Here is a 25,653-nt window from a genome sequence, read left to right on the forward strand (position 1 = left end):
GTGAACCACAATCAAATGTGGGAGCTGGCTTGCCGGCGATGAGGCCAGCACAGGTAATACACTTCTATAGGCCACCTGTGGCGTTGAATCCGACGCCCACCACCGTCAACACCGACAGCGGCAACAGCAAGGTGTCGAGCAACGCGCTGGCCGGCAGGTCGACGCCGGGATAGCTCGGCGCCTCGGCGCCAAAACGGTCCATGGCACAACAGCCGCCGTTCATGACGTACAGGTCCAGCCGCGTGCCGGCGTACACCACCGGCGCACCGGGCTTGGCAGCATCCAGCGTGCGCACGGTGGCGCAGCCCGTCAGTTGCAAGGCCAACAAGACCAGCAGTAGCTTATTCATCGCTGCTCAAATGATGCTCACCCCAACGCGGGAGCATGTCCTGGGGAATGTTCAGCAGATTGAGAATCCGCGCCACCACAAAATCCACCAGGTCATCGATCGTCTGAGGCTGGTGATAGAAGCCGGGCGACGCGGGCAAGATGGTCACCCCCATGTTTGACAACTTGAGCATGTGCTCCAGGTGAATGCTCGAATACGGCGCTTCACGCGGCACCAGAATCAACTGACGACGTTCTTTCAACGTCACATCGGCGGCCCGCTCGATCAAATTGTTGCAGGCGCCGGTGGCAATCGCCGACAACGTGCCAGTGGAGCACGGCACCACCACCATCGCCGCCGGCGCGCCGGAGCCAGAAGCCACCGGCGACATCCAATCCTCTTTACCGTAGACCTTGATCTGCCCCGCCGCCGCACCGGTGTACTCGGTAAGAAACGCCTGCATCATCTGCACCTTGGGCGGCAGCGCGACATCGGTCTCGGTGGCCATCACCAGTTGCGCGGCCTTGGAGATCAGGAAGTGCACCTCACGCTCTTCGCGCACCAGGCAGTCGAGCAGGCGCAGGCCATAAGGCGCGCCGGATGCGCCGGTCATGGCCAGGGTAACGCGCTCCGGCCCGCTCATTTCAGCGCCTCGGCCAGTTTGCCGTGCAGGCCGCCGAAGCCGCCGTTGCTCATCACCACCACATGGGTGCCGGGCTTGGCCTGTAGCTTGACGAATTCGATGATGCCTTCGATGGAATCGCAGACCTTCGACGGCACGCGACACAGCGCCGCAATGGCGGGCAAGTCCCACCCCAGGTTGGCCGGCGCGTACCAGACCACTTGGTCCGCGTCGTTGACGCTCTCCGGCAAACCATCGCGGTGTGCGCCGAGCTTCATGGAGTTGGAGCGCGGTTCGATAATGGCAATGATCGGCGCATCACCGACACGCTTGCGCAGGCCATCAAGGGTGGTGGCAATCGCCGTCGGGTGGTGGGCAAAGTCGTCGTAGATGGTAATCCCATTCACATCGGCGACCTTTTCCATGCGCCGTTTCACGCTTTTGAACGCACTCAATGCCGCGATGCCCATGGAAGGCACCACGCCAACATGCCGTGCGGCCGCCAGAGTGACCAAGGCGTTGGCGACGTTATGCTGGCCGGTCATGTCCCACTCGACGACGCCCTGGGCTTCGCCTTCGAACAGCACTTCAAATTTGGAGCCGTCGTCACTGAGCAACCTGACCTGCCACTGCCCGCCCGCGCCGGTGGTTTGCACCGGGGTCCAGCAACCCATGTCGATGACGCGCTGCAAGGCCGGTTCGGTGGTCGGGTGGATCACCAGGCCTTCACTTGGGATGGTGCGTACCAAATGGTGGAACTGCCGCTCGATGGCCGCCAGATCGGGGAAGATATCCGCGTGATCGAACTCCAGATTGTTCAGGATCGCGGTGCGTGGGCGGTAGTGGACGAACTTGGAGCGTTTGTCGAAGAACGCGCTGTCGTATTCATCGGCCTCGATCACGAAGAACGGCGTATCGCCCAGGCGGGCCGACACCGAGAAGTTCTGCGGCACACCGCCGATCAGGAAACCCGGGCTCATGCCCGCATGCTCCAACACCCAGGCCAGCATGCTGCTGGTGGTGGTCTTGCCGTGAGTGCCGGCGACCGCCAGCACCCAGCGCCCTTGCAGCACATGGTCCGCCAGCCATTGCGGGCCGGACACATACGGCAAACCTTTGTTCAGTACGTACTCGACCGCCGGGTTGCCACGGGACATGGCGTTGCCGATCACCACCAGATCGGGGGCCGGATCGAATTGGGATGGGTCATAGCCCTGGGTCAACTCGATGCCCTGGGCTTGCAGTTGCGTACTCATGGGCGGATAGACGTTGGCGTCGGAACCCGTCACATGGTGGCCCAACTCTTTGGCCAGAACCGCCATCGAGCCCATGAAAGTACCGCAAATACCGAGAATATGAATGTGCATGGTCGACCTCGTAAAACATCGAGGCAGGTTAGCGCAGGGAGGGGGAAATCGCACTCTTTTAGCGGTACACGCCGAGTCAATCTGCTGAATTCGGCCACCCGTGCAGTCGTTGAGTCCGGCGCCGGCGCATTCCTTTACCGCACCGAACTCATCGATCTACAAGTGTCAGCATGGGGTGCCAGCAATCAACTGCCCCCCTGCGCCGATATCACCTGCATTAGACAACCTGCGTCGAAAAAGGCAGCCCCTTCGGCTCCAACACGGTATTGATACGGGAGATCTGATTTAAAACCGCTTGATTGCGTCGATCCAATATTTCAAGGCGGCGCATAGGATCTTTCTCGGGAGTGCTGGCATCCTGTTTAAACGGCCTGAATATAAAATCATTTTCCGTAGAAATTAATTTCAAGTTCGACTCGACGGTGTCGTATTGTTTTTCCAACATATCAAGCCGGGCAGTTGTCTCGGTTGGCCAATCAGGGCTTTTATCCAAGGCCTGACCCTCGTTCCCTTCGGTGTATGCCTGGATCGTGTTACTGACCAGGATAAGTTTCAACTCCGTATTGTCCAAGCGCAATTCAAGATCTTGCGACGCTGAAGGACTCGGCGCCGATCCCGCCACACTGCCCTGTTGACTCGGGGCAGGCTGATGCACGGGAGGAAGCAAGGGGGTGTTCGGGCTGAACGCCCCCTTGATGTGCTCACCACTCCAGACGGAGCCTGCGTAAGTACCAATACTCAATGGCGTACTGACCAGGCCGTTGACTGCGGCATTCACGAAAGCGTCCCGTGTCACGGTTTTCAAATCTGGCCCGGTCTTGAACACGCCGGCCTTGACCAGGCGATCGGCAGTGATGAGGTTTTGCGCCACCTCTCCAAACGTCTTGGGAACTGGATGAGACCTGGAAGGAAGGGTAGTGCCTTTGAGCGAGCTGGTATTAATCAGATTTCGAATGGTGTTGGTGGTCGCAGGAGTGGAAGGGGGGTTGGGGGGAGACGATACCGAGACAGGATGATATTGACCGGGCGTCCCCGAAGCCGGCACGCTGGGCCTTCTCGATGCCGGCCTGCGGAAAAGGCCTCCGAAACCAAGCCCTCTTTTACTGCGAACATGTACGTCTGAATTTAAACGTTCAGAACCGTCGATTTGCTCGGCGTGAAGATTTTTCCAAGTCGCTGAACCGGCCTCGTGCTGACTGCCTGCCGATCCGGCATTATTAGCACCTTGAGTAGCATCAGCGGACGGTACTGTAGTGTAAGTTGCAATACCTGCAATATCCATATTCATCACCTTAGTTAATCAATCAAAAACCTGCATTCACTGGGTGACAAAATACCTGTCTCAGTTCCATCAAGACAACATTAAAAATACTCACAAACCCAAACAGTTAGCGCACACTCGCGCAACGCCCCTCAACTAAATAATTAGAAGTAAAGCCCCCTACAAGCAACATTTAAAAAGCGCACATAGACACTCGATAACAACTTACGAGTTACAAAGCAGAACGTAGTTCAATGCCATGTTTTCGTAACTTTCGATAGAGTGTATTACGGCTTACCCCCAACCGTTCAGCCACAAGGGTCATGTGCCAGCGCTGCTGCGTCAGGACGTTCAACAACGCCAGACGCTCGGCATCATCAAGCAGCGACAGGGATGGCACATCCGCAGCAGCCGTAGCCAAGGACGTCGGACGAATCATCGGCGGTAGATCATCGACGCGGATTAACGAGCCCTCACACAGCGCAACCAGGGTGCGCAACACCGTGCGTAACTGCCGCACATTGCCCGGCCAGGTGAACGCCAGCAATGCCTGTCGCGCGCCAGCATCGAGCGTTATCGTCTGCTCACCGACTTCCTGGGCCAGCAAAAAATCCAGCACTTGCGGCTTATCACTGCGTTCGCGCAACGCTGGCAAGCCAATTTCAAAACCGTTAAGCCGGTAGTACAAATCTTCACGAAAGCTACCGTCCTGCACACGTTGCAACAAATCCCGGTGGGTGGCACTGATGACCCTCACGTTGACCGCCTGAGGCTCGCCGCCGATGGGCACCACCAGGCGATCCTCCAGCACCCTTAATAGCCGGGTTTGCAAGGCCAGCGGCATGTCACCGATTTCATCCAGGAACAACGTGCCCCCGTCCGCCTGTTGCAGCTTGCCACGCATGCCCTCCTTGCGGGCGCCAGTGAAGCTACCGCCGCGATAGCCGAACAGTTCGCTTTCAATCAGGCTTTCCGGGATGGCGGCGCAATTGAGCGCGACGAAAGCCTTGTCCGCACGCTGGCTGGCCTGGTGTACGGCCTTGGCGAAGGCCTCTTTGCCGGAACCGGTTTCGCCGTTGACCAGCAGCGGCACATCACGCTCGAATACGCGTAGCGCCTTGCGAAAATCGCTTTGCAACGCAGGATCGCCCAGGCAGATACCGGGCCGACGCTCAGGCTTGGCGGCAGCCACCGACGCCGGCACCGGCACACTGCGCGGCTGGCCGCGCAACGCCGCAAACAGATGCCGACCGTCCCGCGTAAGCAACGGCCAACTTGCCGTGGCATTGGCGCTGGCGCGGCCCAGCAGTTGATCCAGGGAGCATTCGAAAAGCGCTTCCACCGGCTGCCCCAGCAGGCCGCCGCGCACCTGCCCCAGCAGGTTCAAGGCACTTTGGTTGACCGCACAAATGCGCCCTTCCCCGTCGAACGCCAGCAGCCCTTCACTGAACAAGCCCACGGACTCCGCCTGCAGGTGAAAACGCAGTAGCCAGTGGTGCTCAAAGTGACGCAGGAAATAACAACTCTCGATCATCTTCGCCGACAGGTTAACCAGCGCCATGGTGTGGAACTGGCTTTGACGCGACACCGCTTCCCGCGCCGATGACACGTCCAGCACCGCCAGCAGTTCACCATGGTGATCGAACACCGGGCTCGCCGAACAGGTCAGTCCGGTGTGGCGACCGCGAAAATGTTCATCGCGGTGAATGGTCAACGACTGACGCTCCACCAGGCAGGTGCCGATGCCATTGGTGCCCTCGCAGGCCTCGCTCCAGTCGGCGCCGAGCCACAGCCCGGCGCCTTCGAAAATCTTGCGCTCGGACGGTGCGGTGACACAGTTGAGGATCACCCCGTGCGCATCAGTGAGCAACACGGCGTGGCCGGCGCCCGACAGTTGCTGATGCAGGCTGTTCATCTCGCTGCCGGCAATCTGCAACACCTGCTGCAGGCGCTCGCGGCTTTCCAGCAGACGGCCATGTTCGAGCACCGTGGGAGCGACGGTCAGCGCAGGGTCGAGGTGATAATCCTCCAGGCAACGCAGCCAGGAGCGGGCGATGGACGGGTCGCTGCCGGGGCCCTGGGAAAGGTCTTGCCCACGGGTGACGGTCAAGACTTGCTGGGCATGGCGACTGAAATGATCGTGACGCATGTTCTTATTATTCTCCCTGCGTGAGAACGCCCAGCATCCCCCAGCCACCCGGGCATTGCAATCCCGCGCCGGCCCACCGGTCACAGGCTGTACCGTTGATGGGACAAACTGTCACACCGGCTGTACCAAGGCTGGCACAGCAGCGCTTTTCAGCACTCGCCAACCCCCTGATTTAACTGACTTGCAAGGCAGTGGCCCGACCTTTGCTCTACGCTTTATCAAGCGCTTGCCGCGCTGCACTCCAATAAACATAAAAAGCCAGGAGATACCCACCATGCGTTACGCACACCCCGGTACTGAAGGCGCCATCGTTTCGTTCAAGGCCAAGTACGGCAACTACATCGGCGGCGAGTTCGTGGCGCCGGTCGATGGCAACTATTTCACCAATACCTCGCCGGTCAACGGCAAGCCAATCGCCGAATTCCCACGCTCCACCGCCAAAGACATCGACAAAGCGCTAGACGCAGCCCATGCCGCCGCCGACGCCTGGGGCAAAACCTCTGCCCAGGACCGCTCGCTGGTGCTGCTGAAGATCGCCGACCGTATCGAACAGAACCTCGAACTGCTGGCCATCACCGAAACCTGGGACAACGGCAAGGCCGTGCGTGAAACCCTCAACGCCGACATCCCGCTGGCCGCCGACCACTTCCGCTACTTCGCCGGCTGCATCCGCGCCCAGGAAGGCAGCAGCGCCGAAATCAACGAACACACCGCCGCCTATCACTTCCATGAGCCCCTGGGCGTGGTCGGCCAGATCATCCCGTGGAACTTCCCGCTGCTGATGGCCGCCTGGAAACTCGCCCCGGCCCTGGCCGCCGGCAACTGCGTGGTGCTCAAGCCCGCCGAGCAAACCCCGCTGGGCATCAGCGTGCTGATGGAAGTCATCGGCGACCTGCTGCCGCCAGGCGTGCTGAACGTGGTACACGGTTTCGGCAAAGAAGCCGGCGAAGCCCTGGCCACCAGCAAGCGCATCGCCAAGATTGCCTTCACCGGCTCCACCCCGGTGGGCGCGCACATCATGCATTGCGCCGCCGAGAACATTATTCCGTCCACCGTTGAACTGGGCGGCAAGTCGCCGAACATCTTCTTCGCCGACATCATGAACGCCGAACCGCAATTCATCGAGAAAGCCGCCGAAGGCCTGGTGCTGGCGTTCTTCAACCAGGGCGAAGTGTGTACCTGCCCATCCCGTGCGCTGGTGGAAGAGTCGATCTACGACGACTTCATGAAAGTGGTGATGAAGAAGGTCGAGGCGATCAAGCGTGGCGACCCGCTGGACACCGACACCATGGTCGGCGCCCAGGCGTCCGAGCAGCAGTTCGACAAGATCCTGTCGTACCTGGAAATCGCCAAGGGCGAAGGCGCCGAGTTGCTGGCCGGCGGCAAGGTCGAGAAGCTGACCGGCGATCTGGCCACCGGTTATTACATCCAGCCGACCCTGCTCAAGGGCACCAACAAGATGCGGGTGTTCCAGGAAGAAATCTTCGGCCCGGTAGTGAGCATCACCACCTTCAAAGATGAAGCCGAAGCCCTGGCGATCGCCAACGACACCGAGTTCGGCCTCGGCGCCGGCCTGTGGACCCGTGACATCAACCGCGCCTACCGCATGGGCCGGGCGATCAAGGCCGGCCGCGTGTGGACCAACTGCTACCACCTGTACCCGGCACATGCCGCGTTTGGCGGTTACAAAAAGTCCGGCGTGGGCCGCGAGACGCACAAGATGATGTTGGATCACTACCAGCAGACCAAGAACTTGCTGGTGAGCTACGACATCAATCCATTGGGCTTCTTCTAACCCAACACCGCCGGGGCAATAACCGCCCCCCGTAGGAGCGAGCTCGCTCGCGAAGAACCTCAACGATTACGCGGATAGCCTGGCTCTGCGCGGTGCTCTGAAGTTTTTCGCGAGCAAGCTCGCTCCTACATTACCCGGCGACAACTTGTCGGGACCAAAACAATAAGAATGAAAGGTACTTTCCCATGCCTAGCGAACCCACTAGTTCTTCCGTCGACTTCGAAAAAGTCGGCACCGACTACTTCCAACAACGCGAACTGAAAAAAGGCGCCGCCGGCTGGGTGCTGCTGGTCGGCCTTGGCGTTGCCTACGTGATCTCCGGCGACTACGCCGGCTGGAACTTCGGCCTGGCCCAGGGTGGCTGGGGCGGCATGTTCCTCGCCACCTTGCTGATGGCCACCATGTACTTGTGCATGTGCTTTTCCCTGGCCGAACTGTCGTCCATGATCCCCACCGCCGGCGGTGGCTACGGTTTTGCCCGCAGCGCCTTTGGCCCTTGGGGCGGGTTCCTGACGGGCACCGCGATCCTGATCGAATACGCCATCGCCCCCGCCGCCATCGCGGTGTTCATCGGCGCCTATTGCGAGTCGCTGTTCGGCATTGGCGGCTGGATGATTTACCTGGCGTTCTACATCATCTTCATCGGCATCCATATCTTTGGCGTGGGTGAAGCCTTGAAGCTGATGTTTGTGATTACCGCCGTCGCCGCCATTGCGCTGGGTGTGTTCCTGGTGGCGATGGTGCCGCACTTCAACGTCGCCAATCTGCTCGACATTCCAGTGACCGAAGCCAAGGGCGCCAGCACCTTCCTGCCATTTGGCTACGTCGGCGTGTGGGCGGCGATTCCGTATGCGATCTGGTTCTTCCTGGCGGTAGAAGGCGTACCGCTGGCGGCCGAAGAAACCAAGAACCCTAAGCGCGACCTGCCCCGCGGCCTGATCGGCGCCATTGTGGTGCTGACCAGTTTTGCCCTGTTGATCCTGGTGATTGCACCGGGCGGCGCCGGCACCTACGCGCTGATCAAGTCCGGCAACCCACTGGTTGAAGCGTTGGCGCTGTCGTATGGCGGCTCGACCTGGATGGGCAGCTTCGTCAACCTGGTCGGCCTGGCGGGCTTGATCGCCAGCTTTTTCTCGATCATTTACGCCTATTCGCGGCAGATCTTCGCGTTGTCCCGCGCCGGCTACCTGCCGCGCAAACTGTCCCAGACCAACAAAAGCAAGGCGCCGGTCCTGGCGCTGGTGATCCCCGGCATTATCGGTTTCGGCCTGTCACTGACCGGCCAGGGTGACCTGCTGATTCTGGTGGCGGTGTTTGGCGCGACCATTTCCTACGTGCTGATGATGGCCGCGCACATCACGCTGCGCATCCGTCGCCCCAAAATGGATCGTCCGTACCGCACGCCGGGCGGCATCTTCACCTCCGGCGTGGCGCTGGTATTGGCCTGCGTGGCCGTGGTGGCGGGCTTTCTGGTCGACCCGCGGGTGGTGATTGGCGCGGCGATCATCTATGGAGTATTAATTGCTTACTTTGCTTTCTACAGCCGGCATCACTTGGTAGCAGGCACGCCGGAAGAAGAATTCGCGGCGATCCAGGCCGCAGAGGCCGCCTTGCACTAAATGCCGTAAACCTCGACGCGGGCGCCTTACCCACAGTAGCCCGCGTCATCCAGGAGACACTGTATGGCAAGTTTTTCCCACGCGGTGGGTGCATCGACCTACCGCTTCGACAGCCTCAAGGACGTGATGGCCAAGGCCAGCCCCGCCCGTTCAGGGGACTTCCTCGCGGGCGTCGCCGCACAGAACGATGGTGAGCGGGTCGCAGCGCAAATGGCCTTGGCGAATATCCCGCTGAAACACTTCCTGCAAGAGGCGCTGATTCCCTATGAAAGCGACGAAGTCACCCGGCTGATCATCGACACCCACGATAAACAGGCGTTTACCGCCGTCAGCCACCTGACCGTCGGCGGCCTGCGCGACTGGCTGCTCAGCGATGCGGCCGATGAACAATCCCTACGTGCATTAGCACCAGGGCTGACACCGGAAATGGCCGCCGCCGTATCGAAGATCATGCGCGTGCAAGACCTGGTGCTGGTGGCGCAGAAGATCCGCGTGGTCACCCGGTTTCGCGGCACCCTGGGCCTGCGTGGCCGCTTGTCGACCCGCCTGCAACCCAACCACCCCACAGACGAACCGGCGGGCATCGCCGCGAGCATTCTCGACGGTCTGCTCTACGGCAACGGCGACGCGATGATCGGCATCAACCCGGCCACCGACAGCATCGCCTCGATCTGCGCCATGCTGGAGATGCTCGACGCGATCATCCAGCGCTACGAAATCCCCACCCAGGCCTGCGTGCTGACCCACGTCACCACCTCCATCGAAGCCATCAACCGTGGCGTCCCGCTGGATCTGGTGTTCCAGTCGATCGCCGGCACCGAGGCGGCCAACGCCAGTTTCGGCATCAGCCTGAGCCTGCTGCAGGAAGGCTACGAAGCAGGCCTGAGCCTGAACCGTGGCACCCTGGGGCAGAACCTGATGTATTTCGAAACCGGCCAGGGCAGCGCCTTGTCGGCCAACGCGCACTTCGGCGTCGACCAGCAAACCTGCGAAACCCGCGCCTACGCCGTGGCCCGACATTTCAAGCCGTTTTTGGTGAACACCGTGGTCGGATTTATCGGCCCCGAGTATCTGTACAACGGCAAACAGATCATCCGCGCCGGCCTCGAAGACCACTTCTGCGGCAAGCTGCTGGGAGTGCCGATGGGGTGCGACATCTGCTACACCAACCACGCCGAGGCCGACCAGGACGACATGGACACCCTGCTGACCCTGCTGGGCGTGGCCGGGATCAACTTCATCATGGGCATTCCCGGTTCCGACGACATCATGCTCAACTACCAGACCACCTCGTTCCACGACGCCCTGTACGCCCGCCAAACACTGGGTTTAAAGCCGGCGCCGGAGTTTGAACAGTGGCTGGCGAAAATGGGCATTTTCACGCAAGCCGACGGCAAAGTGCGCTTCGGCAACAGCCTGCCACCGGCGTTTCGCCACGCCTTGGCGCAATTGGGATGAAGGAGCCGCCCGTGCAACCAGACTTACCCGAAAACCCTTGGCTGGAACTGCGTCGCCTGACCCCGGCGCGCATTGCCCTGGGCCGGACCGGCACCAGCATCCCGACCAGCGCGCAGTTGGACTTCCAATTCGCCCACGCCCAGGCGCGGGACGCGGTCCACTTGCCCTTCGACCACGCCGGCCTCAGCACTCAGCTTGCCGAACGCGGGCGTGACAGCCTGTTACTGCACAGCGCCGCCCTCGACCGCCACAGCTACCTGCAACGCCCGGACCTGGGGCGGCGCCTGAGCGATGCATCGGCCCAGGCCCTGCGCGACCATGCGGCGGCCAACCCCGGCGGCGTCGACCTGGCCGTGGTGGTAGCCGATGGCCTGTCGGCGTTGGCGGTGCATAAACATACGTTGCCGTTTCTCACACGCATGGAAGAACAGACCCACGCCGAAGGCTGGTCCCTGTCGCCGGTGATCCTGGTGGAACAGGGCCGCGTCGCGGTGGCCGATGAGATTGGCCAGTTACTCGGCGCCAAGATGGTGGTGATCCTCATCGGTGAACGGCCGGGGCTGAGTTCGCCGGACAGCCTGGGCCTGTATTTCACCTACAACCCCAAGGTTGGCCTCACCGATGCGTACCGCAACTGCATCTCCAACGTGCGCCTGGAAGGCTTGAGTTATGGCATGGCAGCCCACCGCCTGCTGTATTTGATGCGCGAGGCCTGCCGTCGACAGTTGTCGGGGGTCAATCTCAAGGATGAGGCGCAGCTTCAGACCCTCGAGTCAGATGACCCGGACTTGATGAAAGGCAATTTCCTGCTCAGTCCGCCCACGGACTGATCCCCACACGATTGCGCTTTTTCGCGTCTTTAGGCAGCATCAAGTCACGGCCGCTCGCGTGGTCGTACCCCCTCTTTGGAAGTTGAGGCCTGGCATGCGGATCACTCAAGCGACCCTGGAACACCTGGACCTGTTGACCCCGTTGTTCGTCAAATACCGCGAGTTCTACGGGGCTCTGCCGTTCCCGGACTCCTCGCGGGCCTTCCTGGAAAAGCGCCTGCGCCGCAAGGAGTCGGTGATCTACCTGGCCCTGGCCGATGACGACGACAAGCGCTTGCTCGGGTTCTGTCAGCTGTATCCGAGCTTTTCTTCGTTGTCGCTCAAACGTGTGTGGATTCTCAACGACATCTACGTCGCCGAAGACGCGCGCCGGCAACTGGTGGCGGATAACCTGATGCGCACGGCGAAGAAGATGGCCAAGGAAACCCATGCCGTGAGGCTGCGGGTATCGACCAGCAGCAACAATGACGTGGCGCAGAAGACGTATGAGTCGATGGGGTTTCGCGAAGACACCGAGTTCAAGAACTACGTGCTGCCGATCAGCGAAGACTGACCCAATCCCCCAAGCGCCATAAAATCCCTGTGGGAGAGGGCTTGCTCCCGATAGCGGTGGGCCAGTCAGACTATTTATAACTGACACGTGCCCATCGGGGGCAAGCCCCCTCCCACATTTGGTTCTGTGGTGCTCTGGGAGCCGAGTGCCATGACATCACCCGCTACAAAACCCACACGTTTTTCACTTCCCAATCCGTATAATGCCGGCCTTTCAGGGTTGTAAGAAGCCCGACAAATACTTGTAGCCTTATTACCCGAGCCTCCGCACAGGCCTGCTGAGCAGGGCCATTCACACAGGTGCCATCCATGGATTTCAACCCGCTTGACCTTATCCTGCATCTCGACGTCTACCTCGACCTGCTGGTAAAAAATTACGGTCTGTGGATCTACGCCATTCTGTTCCTTGTAATCTTTTGCGAAACCGGCCTGGTGGTCATGCCTTTCCTGCCGGGTGATTCATTACTCTTCATTGCCGGCGCGGTGGCGGCGGGCGGCGGCATGGACCCGGTCTTGCTCGCGGGCCTCTTGATGTTGGCGGCGATCCTCGGCGACAGCACCAACTACGTGATCGGACGAACAGTCGGCGAACGCCTGTTCAGCAACCCGAACTCGAAAATCTTCCGCCGCGACTACCTGCAAAAAACCCACGATTTCTACGACAAACACGGCGGCAAAACCGTGACCCTGGCGCGCTTCCTGCCGATCCTGCGGACCTTTGCACCGTTCGTCGCCGGCATCGCGAAAATGCCCTACCCGCGCTTCTTCGGCTTCAGCGTGCTGGGCACCGTCTTCTGGGTCGGCGGCCTGGTGACCCTCGGCTACTTCTTCGGCAACGTACCGTTTATCAAGAAAAACCTCTCGCTGCTGGTGGTGTTCATCATCCTGCTGTCGCTGGTGCCGATGATCATTAGCGTGTTCCGCAGCCGCTTTGGCCGCGCGTCCTCCGAAGCCAAGCCGCAGTAACCGGCGATGTGGTCCCTCAGCGCCTGGCGTCGCCGGCGCCTGCTGGCCAAGCACCCGATTGCCGATGACACCTGGCAGCGGGTGCGCGAGCACCTGACCTTCCTCGACGGCATCAGCGCCGAGCAAGACCAATGGCTGCGCGAAGCCTGCGTGGTGTTTCTCGCCGAAAAACACCTCACCGCCCTGCCCGGCGTCGAGCTGCACCAGGAACAACGCCTGCTGCTCGCCGCCCAGGCGCAACTGCCCCTGATGAACCTCGGCGACCTCGATTGGTATCAGGGCTTCCACGAGATCGTGCTGTACCCCGACGACTTCCTCAGCCCGCAACGCCATCGCGATGCCAGCGGCGTCGAGCACGAGTGGGACGGCGAGCACAGCGGCGAAGCCTGGCAACAAGGCCCGGTGATCCTCGCCTGGCCCGGCGTGCTGGCCAGCGGCAATTGGGAAGGCTACAACCTGGTGATCCACGAGCTGGCGCACAAGCTCGACATGCTCAACGGCGACGCCAACGGCCTGCCGCCGCTGCACCACGACATGCGTGTGCAAGAGTGGGCCAGCGTGATGCAAGGCGCCTACGACGAGCTTAATCGCCAGTTGGACGCCAACCCCGACGCCGAAACAGCCATCGACCCCTACGCCGCCGAAAACCCGGCGGAATTTTTCGCCGTCACCAGCGAATATTTTTTCAGCGCACCGGATTTACTGATCCACAGTTATCCACAGGTGTACGCGCAACTGAGCCGCTTTTACCGCCAGGACCCTCTAGCCCGCCTCTCCCAGCTGCAAGCGCACGACCCGCGTTATCAGCCGCAAGGCGAATGACTGTACGACGTCTGGTGCATGGCATCGGCGTCAGAATATGCCTATAATCGCCGCCACTTTTAGGCCAATCCGGCCATGTCCATGGCCAACTACGGGGGCAACGCCCAATGAGCTACAGCAAGATTCCGGCTGGCAAAGACCTGCCGAACGACATCTACGTCGCCATCGAGATTCCGGCCAACCACGCGCCGATCAAATACGAAATCGACAAAGACAGCGACTGCCTGTTCGTTGACCGGTTCATGGCCACCCCGATGTTCTACCCGGCCAACTACGGTTTCATCCCCAACACCCTGGCTGACGACGGCGACCCCCTCGACGTGCTGGTCGTAACCCCTTACCCGGTTACCCCAGGCTCGGTTATCCGCGCGCGTCCAGTCGGCATCCTGCACATGACCGACGACGGCGGCGGCGATGCCAAAGTCATCGCAGTCCCCCACGACAAGCTGTCCCAGCTGTACGTGGACGTGAAGGAATACACCGACCTGCCGCCACTGCTGCTGGAACAGATCAAGCACTTCTTCGAGAACTACAAAGACCTCGAAAAAGGCAAATGGGTGAAGATCGAAGGTTGGGGCAACGCAGACGCCGCCCGCGCCGAGATCATGAAGTCGGTCGCAGCCTACAAAGGCTGATACCTGCTCCTCATTGCTGCGGCAATCAAAAAAGCCCCGATCATTCGGGGCTTTTTTTGTCGGAAAAACTAAACATCAAGTTCAATACTTAACACTCTATGTTGAACTAACAAGCAACAAAGAAAGATCAGGCTACAACTAAGCAAAAACCTACACCGGCAATTGAACGCATGGTTTATTTGATCTGTTTTTCCGGCCAGTAAACTCTGCGTTTATGAATACATCAGGTGATCGCTTAAAAGCGTTATTACGGGAAGTTCATCTTTCCGCTTCCGACTTCGCCAAGAACCGCGGTGTCACGCCTCAACACGTGAACAACTGGTTCAAACGCGGCGTCCCCATGGGCCGACTCAACGAAATCGCAGAACTGCTGTGCGTCTCCAGCCGTTGGCTGCACGCCGGCGTAGGCCCTAAACACCCACCGGCCAACTTCCTGTTGGAAGGTCACGATGCAAGGAAAGCATTGCCCACCCGCGAAGAAAGCGGCAAATACCTCACCGGCCCCGTCCGTCCTCCGGAAACCATCGACGTGGAGATCGCCCTCCATCCGTCCTTCACCTCAACCGAACGCATCCGCCTCTCCCGTCACACCCTCGACACCTTAAACGTAAACCCCGACCGCGCCCTCGGCGCCTACATGGTCGATAACAGCATGGTCGACATCATCCAACAAGGCGCCACGCTCGCCATCGACCGCGGCCGCACCCAAATCGTCGACGGCGAAATCTACGCCGTCGAACACGACGACATGCTGCGCATCAAATACCTCTACAACCGCCCCGGCGGCGGCCTGCGCATGCGCAGCCACAACGCCGGCGAACACCCCGACGAATACCTGACCTTCGATCAACGCTTCGAACAGAACTTCCAGATCGTCGGCTGGGTGTTCTGGTGGTCCACCCTCAACAACCGCCGCCCACCCGTGCCGCTGGATGAACACCTACTGGGCTGGGAAGGCTCTAAATCCGATCCGGAGGTGGGCAACTGAGGGGAATGTGGGTATCATGCGCCGCACATTTGGCAGGGGTTGGTTTTAGGCTATTCACCCTGCCAGGCGATGCGGAAAAACGCCCGCGGATGCCCCGACTATTCAGCCAGACGCGATGTTGGCTGAGCGATTTGAAGGCTGCTGAGGTTTGTCAAAAACAAGCTGAGGCAGTCCCCGAGAAGCCGGCCACAAGCCGGCTTTTTAATGCCTGCAGTCATCGAAATCCAAATACCCAACGCCAACCAAACATTCAGCCAATAGCGGGCCGCATATCGCCCTGCCCGCCTCTCAAGTCGCGTCACCTAGGCTGCAAACACTCCACCGCTCGTTCCGCCACCAGCTTCGCCATCTCCACCAAATGCATCACCGCCCTCTGCGGCGCAGCCAGCGGCTCCCCGAGCACCTGCGATGTCGCCACCGCACATTGCAGCAACTCAGCCACACGCACCCAGGCATCCTCGAAGCTCAGTTCTTCATTGACAGTAAAGGGGTTGGCCGCAGGCGATGACGGTGAATCCGAAACAACGTTATCCATAGCAAAACTCCTAGCAGTAAGTGAATACCACCGTCCTTTCGCGACTAAACGAGCAGAGGTGGCGGCTGTGCACAGGTTAGTCGACCGGCCGCTAGGCACCGGCGCACCCGGAGGTGCCCTGCGCACAGCCACCATAAAGTGCAGATGAGAAGACACCTGTCTTTGGGATGGCGCGTGCGCCTAGCGAAGTCCGGGCGACTAAACCCGATCACTGAATTTGCAGTGACGGACCGCAGCCTAGTCACGGAATTTCGCTGGCGCAAGCGGCTGGGATTCTCTAGGAAACGTCCTGCAAATGAAAGGGATCGATACTGCTGGCCGTTCAACCAATTGTCTCTTTTAAGTTGACAGTAAGACGCCTCCCAGCCGATTTATCCCCCGCGTCCCACCCATTAATCTGTGCCCATGTTGAACGCAACGCCCAACCCACTTAAACAAAAAAGGATTCAACCATGAGCACGCCAACCTACAACCGCTTGAACAAAGACGACGCCGTAGTCCTGCTGGTCGACCACCAGACCGGCCTGATCTCCCTGGTGCAGGACTTTTCGCCCAACGAGTTCAAAAACAACGTGCTGGCCCTGGCGGACCTGGCCAAGTTCTTCAACCTGCCGACGATCCTCACCACCAGCTTCGAGCAAGGCCCCAACGGCCCGCTGGTGCCGGAGTTGAAGGCGATGTTCCCGGACGCGCCGTACATCGCCCGTCCTGGTCAGATCAACGCGTGGGACAACGAAGACTTCGTCAAAGCGATCAAGGCCACCGGGCGTAAGCAGATCATCATTGCCGGTGTGGTGACGGATGTGTGCGTGGCGTTCCCGACGTTGTCGGCACTGGCGGAGGGGTTTGAGGTGTTTGTGGTGACGGATGCGTCGGGCACGTTCAATACCACGGTGCAGCAGGCGGCGTGGAGCCGGATGACGCAGGCCGGTGCGCAGTTGATGAACTGGTTTTCGGTGGCGTGTGAGTTGCAACGCGACTGGCGCAACGATATCGAAGGCCTGGGCAATCTGTTGTCCCAGCGTATTCCGAACTATCGCAACTTGATGAATGGTTATGCGGCGCTGACGGCGCAGCAGGCTCAGTAAGGCCGCCTGTCAGGACAAGCCTGACCAGCACCGCTGGCCAGGCTCATGTCGTCAAATCACCCGATACTCCCCTTCAATCACCTCACTTGAACCAAACGCTTGGCTCAGGTGCGTTTCCACCTCTGTCAGTTGCGCTTGACGTTTGCGCAAATGCTCGAGGTTGCCTTCTTGTTCCACTAGAATCTTCTCGAACCCCTTGATTTGCGGTGCAAAGATTTCCATCACCTTGTCGTGGTCTTTGAGCAGTTTCATGGGCTCAGCGAAGTGGCTCTTGACCACTTCGGCAAGGTCATTCTGCAGTTGTTTGAGTTCGGTTTCCGCGCGCTGCTGCTGGGCAACGCTGATGACGTCGGTCAGTACCTGGATGCCCGCGCCGATGGGCCCCGCCCAGCGGCTGATGTTGGCGGCCAGTTTAGTGGCTTCCCAGGGTTTGAACTTGTAGACATATCCGGTGAGGTTCTTGAGGGTTTCACGGGCAAGGAACACGCCGTTCTTAATGCTTTCGACTGGGATCTTCGAGACAGCACTCAACGCCCTGCTAGAGGCAGATAAGGCCGATGCAGTGATGCTGTCGGCAAAGTCCGACGAGCAGTCCAACTGATGTTCGATGCTGGCACTGATGCCATTCATGATGGTCGAGGACTGGTTGAATGCAGTGCTGAACAGGAAGTCGATGCGGAATCGCAACTTCTCTCCGATGTCGTTCTTGGTGAAACCGATTTCCGCTTCAAGAAAGGCATGCACCTGATCACGCGGCAAGGTGCGAATGCTGTTGAGCAGATCTTTTTCCAGGTTACTGAGCTCCTGGTAAAGATTACCGACGGTGGCCAGGACTTTGCGTTTGCCTTCGTCAATATCTTCCTGAATACGTGCCGAGTCACGACGCTGGTTGGCAGCAAGAAGTTCGAACCTGATCAGCTCATCCTTGGCGACACTAATTTTTTTGCCCAGCACATCACGGACCACATCGATTCCGGTTTTCTTGATCAGGGTTTCACGCCCGCTGCCGTCAAGAACGTGTTGGGTCACTCGTTTGAGCTCGTCGATCCGCGAACGCTGGTCATACAGATCCTTTTGTTCCAGCCAAAACTCCAGCCCACGACTGTTGGGGTTGGACGCGACGCAGACCACGTTGACAGCTTTGCGCTCGGCGGGTGTCAGGTCAACAAAACGCTGTAGTTTGTCGAGTAGGTTGGTCTTCTTGATGGTGCTTTGCTGCTGAAATTCTTCAGCGTCGCGCAGGTCGGCCACTTCATCCATCTTATTAATGATGAAGATCGTCGAGCTCAATTTATTGAGGTCACGCAATACCCAGCGGACGATGTCCTGGTGGCTTTCCTTGAGTGGGTTCGTCGCATCGACCACGTAGAAAATCAGATGTGCTTCGGAGATGTAGTTCTTGGTGATATCGCCGTACTGGATCAGAGCACCGTTTTCCGCGGTTTTTTCCTTGTCACCAAAAAGACCGGGGGTATCGACGATTTCGCAGCGGTCTTGCAGGTTTTCGGGCCGGTAGATCGCCAGCGCGTCCGAAGACTCGTTTGTGTCGATCTTCATGTCCTTCATCACCTGGCCCAACCAGCCGGCAACTACACTGGTCTTGCCATCGGAGAACGCGCCCAGCAGGGCGATGCGCAGCGTATCGGCCTGGACATCACCAATGGCTTTTTTGATCTTGTCGATATCCTGGGCCACGTCCAACCCCAGTTTTTCCAGCTCACCTACCAGGTTTTGGAGGTTGTCGAGCGAGTGAATCACCTCGGTCTTGCTGGCGTTGAACTGCTTAAATTGTTCCATGGGGCTTAGCTTCCACTTGATTTTTCAACGCCTGGATAGAGGCAATTTTTTCGTCGAACAAGGCGCCGACGTCAGCCATTTTGCGGCGCTCATCATCCAGCGGGCTCAGGGTTGAGCCTTCAATCTGGGTCTTGATTTGCGCCAGCATGGCCTGGGTATCCTGTTCGAACGTCTTTTCGCTCGCAACGCGTTCTTTCTTGATGGCTTCAGTGATATTGGCTTGTGCTTCGGCGATCTTCTTGTTGCGTCCGCCGAAGAGGTAACTCAACCCTGCGGCAAGGATTCCGACGACACCGCCGATCACGGCGCCAATGATGTTACCCACCCCAGGGAAGAAGAACGTACCGATCGTGAAACCACTCGCGGCATACCCTCCGATACTCAGTAGGAAACCGCCGAAGTCGGAAAAGTTGAAGTCGATTGCATCCATCGCGCTGGATAGCGAAATTGAACCACTGGCCGCGGTGTTCAAGCGTTGTTGAAAACTAACCCGCTCCGCGTTCTCTTGCAGACGCTTGAGTGCCCGCTCAATACTTTGTGACAGTTGCTGCAGAACCTCTTCCTGGCTCTCTTCCAGACGTTTGGCAAGTTGTTCTTGGCCCGCACTGACGTGTACCTGGATCACCCGCTCTACTTCATCCTTATCACTGAAGTGCTCTTCGACCGCTGCACGTGCGGCACTACTCAGGTCATTGAAAAAAATACCGAGGGCATTGCTGCGGCGTTTGGTGAAGCTGGTTTTCAGCTCTTCAAAACTGAGCCGAATGGATTTCTGACACTCTAGGATTTCCGCACCGATCTTGTCGGAAAATGCCTGGTGCTCATCCCGTTGTTTCTTCAGATCATTCACGGTGTCTTGCAGCAAACGCAGGACTTTACGCTTGTTGCTTTCAACGATATCAACCTCAAAGTTGGCGCATGCTTGGCCAATGACTTCGTGCAACTGGTCCAACTGGCTGAAACTGCGCATAGCTTGGCGGCTGGAGAAGTCCTGCTGATAGGCTCGTTGCGACTTCAGCAGGTCAGTACGGCTGGGGTGGATACTGCTCAGGCCGCGCTCATCGAATGCTACGCCGGTCAGGCCGAGCAACCCTTGCAGACTCTGGCAACCACTGACCAATTCGGCGCCGAGAATGTCTTCGAGCACCTCGCGGGTCTGCTGGCGGGTTGCGAGTGCGTCCTTGTGGGTACGCTCCAGCGACTCGCGATCAGTGTCGAACTCATAGGAGTCCGCCTTGCCGCGCAGGTTGCAGATGGCGTAAACCTTGGCGTCACGATTGAGGTAGTGTTTGATCTTTTGGGCCGTCTCGGCCTCCGGTTTCTTGTTGGTACCGTTGACGTAAAACACCAGGTGGGCCTTGGCGATAGCCGCCTGGACCATCTTTTCATACTTGCTTTCGTTACCCTCGATACCGGGAACGTCAATCAGGTGGAAGCTCTTGCCCTGATGGTTGAACTCGTAGATCACATTATCCTGGGTGAAATCCGCACGACCAGTCCCGACGATTTCACCGTCGATCTGTTCGGCACAGCGCTGCAGGCGCTCCAGTTCTTTCTGCTGTTTCAGCAGGGTCGGCAGCCTGTCGCTGACCAACTCGCTCAAGGAATGTTGTTCGCGCATGGTGGTGTCCGGGAGTCGACGAATGAGAAATAAGTGCCGGGCAAAAAGACGCCGACCTTAAAGCAATTGGGCGTAACCCAAGACTCCCGCGATGACACCGAACGCCAAACCCACGGCCAGACCGATCACCAGCTTCACTGTTGCACGCCGCTCTGAAGCAACGCGTGCTACCTCAGCCTGGCGCTGAGTTTCGAGCAATTGCGATTGGCTGGCTTGCAACTGAGCACTTTGCTCCGTCAGTTGCTGCTGACTGCGCTGGCAGTCGCTGCGTGCGCCTTGTAACTGCTGGCCAACCTGTTGCAGTTCACCCTGGGCCTGGCCCAGCATGCTCTGGCTTTCACTCAGGCGCGTTTCGGTGCCTTGCAGCGCTTGGCGCGTGTTATCCAAATCGCTCTGGGTATGATTAAGCCGCTCTTTGCAGAAGGTGTAATCCTGCTGGGTATGCTCGAGTTGCTGGCGGGTGCTTAACAGGTCGCGCTGGGTCTGGTTGACTAGGGCGCCAATGTCGTCCCCCAGCGCGGCAACGTCTTCGCAGAAGCTGACATAACGCGTACTGAGTTCATCAATAAGCGCGTCGCTTTTCTCCGAGAACACCGCCTGGATATCACTGACGGTGGCCTGGTTTCTTTTGATCAGCGCCTGGCGTTTCTTTTCTTCAAACAGAATGCGCAGGCTTTCAATGATCGTGCTTTTCCCAGCGTTTGTTTCGCCGAAGAAGGCGATGGTGAAGTTGTCCCACTCGGCATGTTTCTCGAGATAGGTAATCTCGGAGTCGAACCGCAACTTCATTTCGCCGAGCTTTTCTTTAACGCTGGCGAGGTGGGCATTGCCCTTGTCGTTACTGACATCAAGCCTGGAAACGTCTTCCAGTGCAGTGGCGATATCACTCGCCACACGCGCATACAGCTTGGAGAAATCCTGAGCCTTACTCATATCGTCCCTTAATAATGTATCCAGGTGTACTACGCTTCAGGCGGCTAAATTGCATTTTGCCATCATCGGTGTCAAGTTGATCGGCAGTGCACTGCAAGATCCAATTGGCGGCGGTCCGGCTAAGACGTTCCCCCCTACTCTCCCTGCGCAATCACCCCCTGCAAAATCCCCACCTTCCTCTGCAACTGCTTGATATGCGCCTTCTCAGCGCGCAGCGCAGAACGCAGCTCCCGGTTCTCAGCCTCCCAGATCCGCCCCCAGCGTGCGTCTCTGCGGCAGGTAAGCGCCATTTTCCAGAGTTCACGCAGCCGCAAGTATTGCAGCAGGAGGACCAGCAAGATGCTCCCCAGCACTACCAGCGCCCCTGTCGAGACTGCTTCTGCCATAGTCATGTGTACTTCCTTGGGTGTGTTCGATTTGTTTAAACGACAGCCACACGATATGTAGTGATAGACGACAGGTCTAGAATGTAGACTTATACAGGTAAAGTATTCGCGCACATGGAGAGGGTATGAAACGCAAGCAATCCATCGAACAGGTTCGCTGGGACCTGGCACTTCGCTATCGTTTGATCGAAACCGTCGTCTGGTGGGAGGGCCGGCTGACCACGGGCCACTTGATCCAGAGCTTTGGTATCAGCCGTCAGCAGGCGTCCAAAGACATCAATACGTACATCACCGAACATGCGCCTAAAAACCTTACATATGACAAAAAAATAAAGGGCTATGTGCCAAGCAAAACGTTCAAGCCGCTGTTCATCGACGACAGCGCGAGCGCCTATTTGCACCTGCTTTATCAAAACCACGAGCGCGCGCCCCACATTGATGGCTTGGCGTTGGCCTATGCGCATACCAAGGTTCTGGATGTTCCGGATCGGCCCATCCGCCCGGAAATTCTGCGCCCTCTGTTAAAGGCTTGCCGCGATGGCCTGCGCCTGGAGACCGAGTATGTGTCGCTGAATTCGCCCCAGGTCGATATCCGCCTGATCGCACCACACACCCTGGTCTACACCGGCATGCGCTGGCACGTGCGCGCGTACTGTGAGAAGAATCGAGAGTACCGGGACTTTGTGTTGAGCCGGCTGCGGGGCGAGCCTGGTTTGCTGGACGGATCAGAGAACACCCAGGCGCTGGACGATGACTGGAACACCGAAATACCCGTGATCATCGCGCCTGACGGGCGGTTGAGCGCGGCACAAAAGGCGATCATCGAAACCGACTTTGGCATGGTTGACGGCCAGCTCGTTGTGCCCAGCCGCAGGGCGCTGGTGAAGTATGTCCTGCAGCGTTATCAGATTGATGCACGCAACCTGGACCCGAACCCTGAAGCGCAACAGATTGTGGTCACGAACCTCAAGGACTTGAGACCGTGGCTCTATGACTAACGGATGCTGCAGCGCCGCCGCTTGACTCTCCCCTATACGGCAGCCCCTACTCTGCAGGCCCCTTTTCAGGACTCGCCCCCATGGCTCAGCGCATTCTGGTCATCCTCGGTCACCCCTGCGGTTCCAGCTTCTGTTCGGCGCTGGCAGACACCTACATCCAATCGGCAACAAACGCTGACCATGAAGTACGCGTCCTACGGCTGGGCGCGCTGGCTTTCGACCCTGTCCTGCATAACGGCTACAACGACATTCAAGCCCTGGAGCCCGATTTGCTCGGCGCCCGGGAAGATATCCTTTGGGCCAGCCATTTGGCGTTTGTCTTCCCGATTTGGTGGGGTGGTATTCCGGCCTTGATGAAGGGCTTCATAGATAGAGTTTTCCTACCCGGCTTTGCCTTCAAGTACCGTGCAGGCAAGGCATTTCCTGACAAACTATTGCATGGCCGAACCGCGCATTTACTGGTGACCATGGACACGCCGCCGTGGTATTACCGCTGGTTCTACCGCATGCCGGGCATCCATCAGATGCGTAAGACGACACTGGAGTTTTGCGGCATCACGGTGACCAAGACCTTGTTGCTCGGCCCGGTGTTGGGCTCCACGTCCGCGCAGCGCAATCGCTGGCTGACGCGGGCCGGCGGATTATTTGAAAAAGGGCGTTTTCATGTTCATCGGCAAAGCCGCGCAACTGTCGGGCACGACCATCAAGGCGATTCGTCACTATGAGGCGATCGGCCTGCTGCCCACCCCGCAGAGAGAGGGACGGTATCGGGTCTATTCGACGCAGAGTGTCGAGCGGCTGATGGTGATCAAATGTGCTCAGCAGTTGGGTTTCAAACTCAAGGAGCTGCAGGCCATTTTGCAGGGGCACCAGGGCGACGCGCTGCCCTGGGAGCGTGCGAGCCAGGCGATTGCTCGCAAGCAAGAGGAGCTGGCGCGGCAGATGGCGGCACTGCAGAAGATGCAGGCGGGGCTGGCCGAGTTTGACGCAATGCTTAAACATTCAAACGACAATTGCACAATAAATACAAATTAGACAAACAATATAAATCAGGCTAGTGTCGCGCTTTCGCCCCGCTGATCGTCAGGAACGCGCCATGGCCACACCCTCGTATTTCAAGCTCAAAACCTGCTTTTCCACGTGGGAGCGTGCCTGATGAGCGCGGCACCACTGGCGGTTTACGGGCTCAGTGCGTTACGCGCCACGCTGTCGCGCCAAGACATGCTGCACGCGGTGGAACAGGCATTGATCAGCCACGCCGACGGCCGCATCGTGGCCCCGCCGCCGGGGGTGTTGCTGTTTGAAAACCCGCCGGGGGACTGTCATATCAAGTCCGGCTATGCGAAAGACGGTTCGGTGTTTGTGGTCAAGCTGGCGATGGGCTTTTACGAGAATCCTTCCCACGGCCTGGAGACCAATAATGGCCTGGTATTGGTGTTCGATTCTCACACCGGCAAGACCCGCGCCGTCCTCAATGACGAAGGCTGGCTGACCAGTTGCCGCACTGCCGCCGCCGGTGCCCTGGCTGCGCGGGCCGGGGCGCCTCGGCGGGTGAGCGCGTTAGGGATAATCGGCAGCGGGCATCAGGCGCAACTGCAGGCACGCTGGACCTGCGAACTGCTGGGAATCGAGCGTGTAGTGATCTGGGCGCGCGCCCCTGACAAGGCGCAATATCTCGCCAGGACACTGACTCAAGAGGGGTTCAAGGCCCAAACAGCCGACAACGTTGAGGCTGTTTTCGCACAGTGCAATCTGGTGATTACCTGCACGCCGTCGACCCAGGCACTCGTGCCGGCCGCCGTGGTCCGTAAAGGCACGCATATTGTCGCCCTGGGTGCAGACAGCCCTGGCAAACAGGAACTGGACCCGCTACTGCTGCAACGGGCACGCGTGCTCATGACCGATGACCGCAGCCAATGCGTCGACCATGGCGAAATGAGCCACGCAGTACGGGCCCATTTGATCAGCGACCACGCCGACGTTTCCCTCGGCCATGTGCTGGCCGGCAAGGCGTGCGGACGTTTCAGCGACGACGACCTGACCATCGCCGACTTGACCGGCCTGGCCGCTCAGGACATCGCGCTGGCCACCCTCGCGGTGCAGCGCATGCAGGCCGTGAACTGACAACTGTTCGGACGCCTGCGTACAATCACCGTTCCTTTTCCCTGTGCCCGGTTAACCCATGGTCGATATCGCGTTCATCAAGGCAACCGCCGACGGCATCGCCGCCCTGCTCTATCCGGACCTGGAAGCCGTGGTACACGACCTGCGCAGCGGGCGTATTGCCCACATCGCCAATGGCTTTTCCCGACGTCAGGTCGGAGATGAATCGCTGATCACCGATTTGGCTGAGTTGGCCGCCGGACCCGACGTAGTCGGGCCGTATGAAAAGACCGGCCTCAACAGCCGTCAGTTGCGTTCGATCTCCCTCGTCGCCCGCGCGGCAAACGGGGAGCCCAACGCCTTGTTGTGCCTGAACTTCGATGTAACCGCACTGGCCCAAGTGCAGAAACTGCTCAGCGGCTTTGCCGTAGGCCAGCAGTCCCAGGCGCGCCCAGAATCGCTGTTCAGTGGCGATTGGCGGGAAAAACTCAATGAGATCATCGAAACCCTCGCCGCTGCGAATCATTTGAAACCCGCCGATTTCGGCCGAGGGGAAATCATCCAGGTGCTGGTACAGGCACGGGAGCACGGCTTGCTGGATGTGCGTAATTTTGTCGACTACGTCGGCGATTACTTCAAGATTTCCCGGGCCAGTGTGTATAACTATTTGCGTGCCGCTGCGGTGCAGTAATAGGCGAGCGCACAATCGGCTCACAAAATGAGCCGAATAAACGATGTATTCGGCTCACCCCTGTTGCACAGCCTGCAGCAGGCGTTGGCCGGGTCGTCTGAACCACCCC

The 25,653-nt window shown here is 59.0% G+C and carries 25 protein-coding genes; 15 read left to right on the forward strand and 10 right to left on the reverse strand.

The window, feature by feature from the left end; all coding sequences use genetic code 11:
- Positions 1-64: 64 nt before the first annotated feature.
- The 5 genes from J2Y83_RS25315 to J2Y83_RS25335 all read right to left on the reverse strand — a co-directional run bounded on the left by J2Y83_RS25315 (position 65) and on the right by J2Y83_RS25335 (position 5,727).
- On the reverse strand, positions 65-349 hold the full coding sequence (locus J2Y83_RS25315; RefSeq protein WP_253399460.1) for a YceK/YidQ family lipoprotein: 285 nt from the start codon (positions 347-349) through the stop codon (positions 65-67).
- Positions 342-971, reverse strand: a complete 630-nt coding sequence (ubiX, locus tag J2Y83_RS25320; RefSeq protein ID WP_010206807.1) for a flavin prenyltransferase UbiX — start codon at positions 969-971, stop codon at positions 342-344. Before ubiX ends, J2Y83_RS25315 begins: the two co-directional genes overlap by 8 nt.
- The gene (mpl, locus tag J2Y83_RS25325; protein ID WP_253399462.1) at positions 968-2,317 is read right to left on the reverse strand and encodes a UDP-N-acetylmuramate:L-alanyl-gamma-D-glutamyl-meso-diaminopimelate ligase; all 1,350 of its coding nucleotides are present in this window, start codon (positions 2,315-2,317) and stop codon (positions 968-970) included. Before mpl ends, ubiX begins: the two co-directional genes overlap by 4 nt.
- 217 nt (positions 2,318-2,534) lie before the next feature.
- Positions 2,535-3,599: a hypothetical protein gene (locus tag J2Y83_RS25330; protein WP_253399465.1), complete on the reverse strand. Its 1,065-nt coding sequence runs from the start codon at positions 3,597-3,599 to the stop codon at positions 2,535-2,537.
- A gap of 211 nt (positions 3,600-3,810) precedes the next feature.
- Entirely contained in the window at positions 3,811-5,727 is a 1,917-nt protein-coding gene (locus J2Y83_RS25335) for a sigma-54-dependent Fis family transcriptional regulator (protein ID WP_253399467.1), read from the reverse strand.
- 274 nt (positions 5,728-6,001) lie between these two features.
- Between J2Y83_RS25335 and exaC the strand changes: the two genes are divergently transcribed.
- The 9 genes from exaC (at position 6,002) to J2Y83_RS25385 (ending at position 15,392) form a co-directional block, all read left to right on the forward strand.
- Positions 6,002-7,522 carry an acetaldehyde dehydrogenase ExaC gene (exaC, locus tag J2Y83_RS25340; protein ID WP_253399469.1) on the forward strand — a complete coding sequence of 507 codons (1,521 nt, stop codon included), beginning with the start codon at positions 6,002-6,004 and terminating at the stop codon, positions 7,520-7,522.
- 185 nt (positions 7,523-7,707) lie between these two features.
- Complete coding sequence (gene eat, locus J2Y83_RS25350; protein WP_253399471.1) at positions 7,708-9,141, forward strand: ethanolamine permease; 1,434 nt, start codon at positions 7,708-7,710, stop codon at positions 9,139-9,141.
- Positions 9,142-9,204: 63 nt separating this feature from the next.
- Positions 9,205-10,599: an ethanolamine ammonia-lyase subunit EutB gene (locus J2Y83_RS25355; protein WP_253399474.1), complete on the forward strand. Its 1,395-nt coding sequence runs from the start codon at positions 9,205-9,207 to the stop codon at positions 10,597-10,599.
- Complete coding sequence (eutC, locus tag J2Y83_RS25360) at positions 10,596-11,429, forward strand: ethanolamine ammonia-lyase subunit EutC (protein ID WP_253399482.1); 834 nt, start codon at positions 10,596-10,598, stop codon at positions 11,427-11,429. The genes J2Y83_RS25355 and eutC overlap by 4 nt, the downstream gene beginning before the upstream one ends.
- Positions 11,430-11,523: 94 nt before the next feature.
- Positions 11,524-11,982 (forward strand): GNAT family N-acetyltransferase, encoded by a 459-nt coding sequence (locus J2Y83_RS25365; RefSeq protein ID WP_253399483.1) that lies wholly within the window; start codon positions 11,524-11,526, stop codon positions 11,980-11,982.
- A gap of 308 nt (positions 11,983-12,290) precedes the next feature.
- A complete protein-coding gene (locus tag J2Y83_RS25370; RefSeq protein WP_253399485.1) occupies positions 12,291-12,947 on the forward strand; it encodes a DedA family protein in 657 nt (218 codons plus the stop codon).
- A 6-nt stretch (positions 12,948-12,953) separates the two neighbouring features.
- Entirely contained in the window at positions 12,954-13,769 is an 816-nt protein-coding gene (locus J2Y83_RS25375; RefSeq protein WP_253399487.1) for a zinc-dependent peptidase, read from the forward strand.
- Between the two features lie 107 nt (positions 13,770-13,876).
- Positions 13,877-14,404, forward strand: a complete 528-nt coding sequence (ppa, locus tag J2Y83_RS25380) for an inorganic diphosphatase (protein WP_048724712.1) — start codon at positions 13,877-13,879, stop codon at positions 14,402-14,404.
- 214 nt (positions 14,405-14,618) lie between these two features.
- The gene (locus tag J2Y83_RS25385; protein WP_253399488.1) at positions 14,619-15,392 is read left to right on the forward strand and encodes a LexA family transcriptional regulator; all 774 of its coding nucleotides are present in this window, start codon (positions 14,619-14,621) and stop codon (positions 15,390-15,392) included.
- A 298-nt stretch (positions 15,393-15,690) separates the two neighbouring features.
- Here J2Y83_RS25385 and J2Y83_RS25390 read toward each other — a convergent pair whose 3' ends face one another.
- On the reverse strand, positions 15,691-15,927 hold the full coding sequence (locus tag J2Y83_RS25390) for a DUF6124 family protein (protein ID WP_253399490.1): 237 nt from the start codon (positions 15,925-15,927) through the stop codon (positions 15,691-15,693).
- A gap of 452 nt (positions 15,928-16,379) precedes the next feature.
- Between J2Y83_RS25390 and ycaC the strand changes: the two genes are divergently transcribed.
- Positions 16,380-17,015 (forward strand): isochorismate family cysteine hydrolase YcaC, encoded by a 636-nt coding sequence (gene ycaC / locus J2Y83_RS25395; RefSeq protein ID WP_253399492.1) that lies wholly within the window; start codon positions 16,380-16,382, stop codon positions 17,013-17,015.
- A gap of 51 nt (positions 17,016-17,066) precedes the next feature.
- Here the strand turns inward: ycaC and J2Y83_RS25400 are convergent, their stop codons facing one another.
- The 4 genes from J2Y83_RS25400 to J2Y83_RS25415 form a co-directional block, all read right to left on the reverse strand.
- Entirely contained in the window at positions 17,067-18,812 is a 1,746-nt protein-coding gene (locus J2Y83_RS25400) for a LeoA/HP0731 family dynamin-like GTPase (RefSeq protein ID WP_301295052.1), read from the reverse strand.
- Positions 18,799-20,433, reverse strand: a complete 1,635-nt coding sequence (locus J2Y83_RS25405; protein WP_253399500.1) for a GTPase — start codon at positions 20,431-20,433, stop codon at positions 18,799-18,801. Before J2Y83_RS25405 ends, J2Y83_RS25400 begins: the two co-directional genes overlap by 14 nt.
- Before the next feature lie 57 nt (positions 20,434-20,490).
- Positions 20,491-21,366: a hypothetical protein gene (locus J2Y83_RS25410; protein ID WP_253399501.1), complete on the reverse strand. Its 876-nt coding sequence runs from the start codon at positions 21,364-21,366 to the stop codon at positions 20,491-20,493.
- Positions 21,367-21,500: 134 nt separating this feature from the next.
- The gene (locus J2Y83_RS25415) at positions 21,501-21,758 is read right to left on the reverse strand and encodes a hypothetical protein (protein WP_247404833.1); all 258 of its coding nucleotides are present in this window, start codon (positions 21,756-21,758) and stop codon (positions 21,501-21,503) included.
- Between the two features lie 119 nt (positions 21,759-21,877).
- On the opposite strand from J2Y83_RS25415, the gene J2Y83_RS25420 reads away from it, so the two are divergent.
- The 5 genes from J2Y83_RS25420 (at position 21,878) to J2Y83_RS25440 (ending at position 25,544) form a co-directional block, all read left to right on the forward strand.
- Positions 21,878-22,750, forward strand: coding sequence for a WYL domain-containing protein (locus tag J2Y83_RS25420; RefSeq protein WP_253399502.1), 873 nt, complete (start codon positions 21,878-21,880; stop codon positions 22,748-22,750).
- An 80-nt stretch (positions 22,751-22,830) separates the two neighbouring features.
- Positions 22,831-23,475 carry an NAD(P)H-dependent oxidoreductase gene (locus J2Y83_RS25425; protein WP_253399503.1) on the forward strand — a complete coding sequence of 215 codons (645 nt, stop codon included), beginning with the start codon at positions 22,831-22,833 and terminating at the stop codon, positions 23,473-23,475.
- A complete protein-coding gene (locus J2Y83_RS25430; RefSeq protein ID WP_253399504.1) occupies positions 23,414-23,785 on the forward strand; it encodes a MerR family transcriptional regulator in 372 nt (123 codons plus the stop codon). Before J2Y83_RS25425 ends, J2Y83_RS25430 begins: the two co-directional genes overlap by 62 nt.
- Before the next feature lie 120 nt (positions 23,786-23,905).
- Positions 23,906-24,874 (forward strand): ornithine cyclodeaminase, encoded by a 969-nt coding sequence (locus tag J2Y83_RS25435; RefSeq protein WP_253399506.1) that lies wholly within the window; start codon positions 23,906-23,908, stop codon positions 24,872-24,874.
- Positions 24,875-24,932: 58 nt separating this feature from the next.
- On the forward strand, positions 24,933-25,544 hold the full coding sequence (locus J2Y83_RS25440; protein ID WP_253399514.1) for a helix-turn-helix transcriptional regulator: 612 nt from the start codon (positions 24,933-24,935) through the stop codon (positions 25,542-25,544).
- Positions 25,545-25,653: the final 109 nt, after the last annotated feature.

Origin of the sequence: Pseudomonas marginalis (assembly GCF_024169655.1) — a bacterium.
In the GTDB taxonomy this organism is placed as follows: Bacteria; Pseudomonadota; Gammaproteobacteria; order Pseudomonadales; family Pseudomonadaceae; genus Aquipseudomonas; species Aquipseudomonas paraveronii.

Coding starts and splice junctions, on each gene's coding strand:
- J2Y83_RS25375 (WP_253399487.1), top strand. CDS start 12,954: ATGTGGTCCCTCAGCGCCTGGCGTCGCCGGCGCCTGCTGGCCAAGCAC.
- exaC (WP_253399469.1), top strand. CDS start 6,002: ATGCGTTACGCACACCCCGGTACTGAAGGCGCCATCGTTTCGTTCAAG.
- J2Y83_RS25315 (WP_253399460.1), bottom strand. CDS start 349: ATGAATAAGCTACTGCTGGTCTTGTTGGCCTTGCAACTGACGGGCTGC.
- J2Y83_RS25435 (WP_253399506.1), top strand. CDS start 23,906: ATGAGCGCGGCACCACTGGCGGTTTACGGGCTCAGTGCGTTACGCGCC.
- J2Y83_RS25405 (WP_253399500.1), bottom strand. CDS start 20,433: ATGCGCGAACAACATTCCTTGAGCGAGTTGGTCAGCGACAGGCTGCCG.
- ycaC (WP_253399492.1), top strand. CDS start 16,380: ATGAGCACGCCAACCTACAACCGCTTGAACAAAGACGACGCCGTAGTC.
- J2Y83_RS25335 (WP_253399467.1), bottom strand. CDS start 5,727: ATGCGTCACGATCATTTCAGTCGCCATGCCCAGCAAGTCTTGACCGTC.
- ubiX (WP_010206807.1), bottom strand. CDS start 971: ATGAGCGGGCCGGAGCGCGTTACCCTGGCCATGACCGGCGCATCCGGC.
- J2Y83_RS25430 (WP_253399504.1), top strand. CDS start 23,414: ATGTTCATCGGCAAAGCCGCGCAACTGTCGGGCACGACCATCAAGGCG.
- J2Y83_RS25415 (WP_247404833.1), bottom strand. CDS start 21,758: ATGACTATGGCAGAAGCAGTCTCGACAGGGGCGCTGGTAGTGCTGGGG.
- ppa (WP_048724712.1), top strand. CDS start 13,877: ATGAGCTACAGCAAGATTCCGGCTGGCAAAGACCTGCCGAACGACATC.
- eutC (WP_253399482.1), top strand. CDS start 10,596: ATGAAGGAGCCGCCCGTGCAACCAGACTTACCCGAAAACCCTTGGCTG.
- J2Y83_RS25425 (WP_253399503.1), top strand. CDS start 22,831: ATGGCTCAGCGCATTCTGGTCATCCTCGGTCACCCCTGCGGTTCCAGC.
- J2Y83_RS25330 (WP_253399465.1), bottom strand. CDS start 3,599: ATGGATATTGCAGGTATTGCAACTTACACTACAGTACCGTCCGCTGAT.
- J2Y83_RS25410 (WP_253399501.1), bottom strand. CDS start 21,366: ATGAGTAAGGCTCAGGATTTCTCCAAGCTGTATGCGCGTGTGGCGAGT.
- J2Y83_RS25420 (WP_253399502.1), top strand. CDS start 21,878: ATGAAACGCAAGCAATCCATCGAACAGGTTCGCTGGGACCTGGCACTT.
- J2Y83_RS25365 (WP_253399483.1), top strand. CDS start 11,524: ATGCGGATCACTCAAGCGACCCTGGAACACCTGGACCTGTTGACCCCG.
- eat (WP_253399471.1), top strand. CDS start 7,708: ATGCCTAGCGAACCCACTAGTTCTTCCGTCGACTTCGAAAAAGTCGGC.
- J2Y83_RS25390 (WP_253399490.1), bottom strand. CDS start 15,927: ATGGATAACGTTGTTTCGGATTCACCGTCATCGCCTGCGGCCAACCCC.
- J2Y83_RS25440 (WP_253399514.1), top strand. CDS start 24,933: ATGGTCGATATCGCGTTCATCAAGGCAACCGCCGACGGCATCGCCGCC.
- J2Y83_RS25370 (WP_253399485.1), top strand. CDS start 12,291: ATGGATTTCAACCCGCTTGACCTTATCCTGCATCTCGACGTCTACCTC.
- J2Y83_RS25355 (WP_253399474.1), top strand. CDS start 9,205: ATGGCAAGTTTTTCCCACGCGGTGGGTGCATCGACCTACCGCTTCGAC.
- mpl (WP_253399462.1), bottom strand. CDS start 2,317: ATGCACATTCATATTCTCGGTATTTGCGGTACTTTCATGGGCTCGATG.
- J2Y83_RS25385 (WP_253399488.1), top strand. CDS start 14,619: ATGAATACATCAGGTGATCGCTTAAAAGCGTTATTACGGGAAGTTCAT.
- J2Y83_RS25400 (WP_301295052.1), bottom strand. CDS start 18,812: ATGGAACAATTTAAGCAGTTCAACGCCAGCAAGACCGAGGTGATTCAC.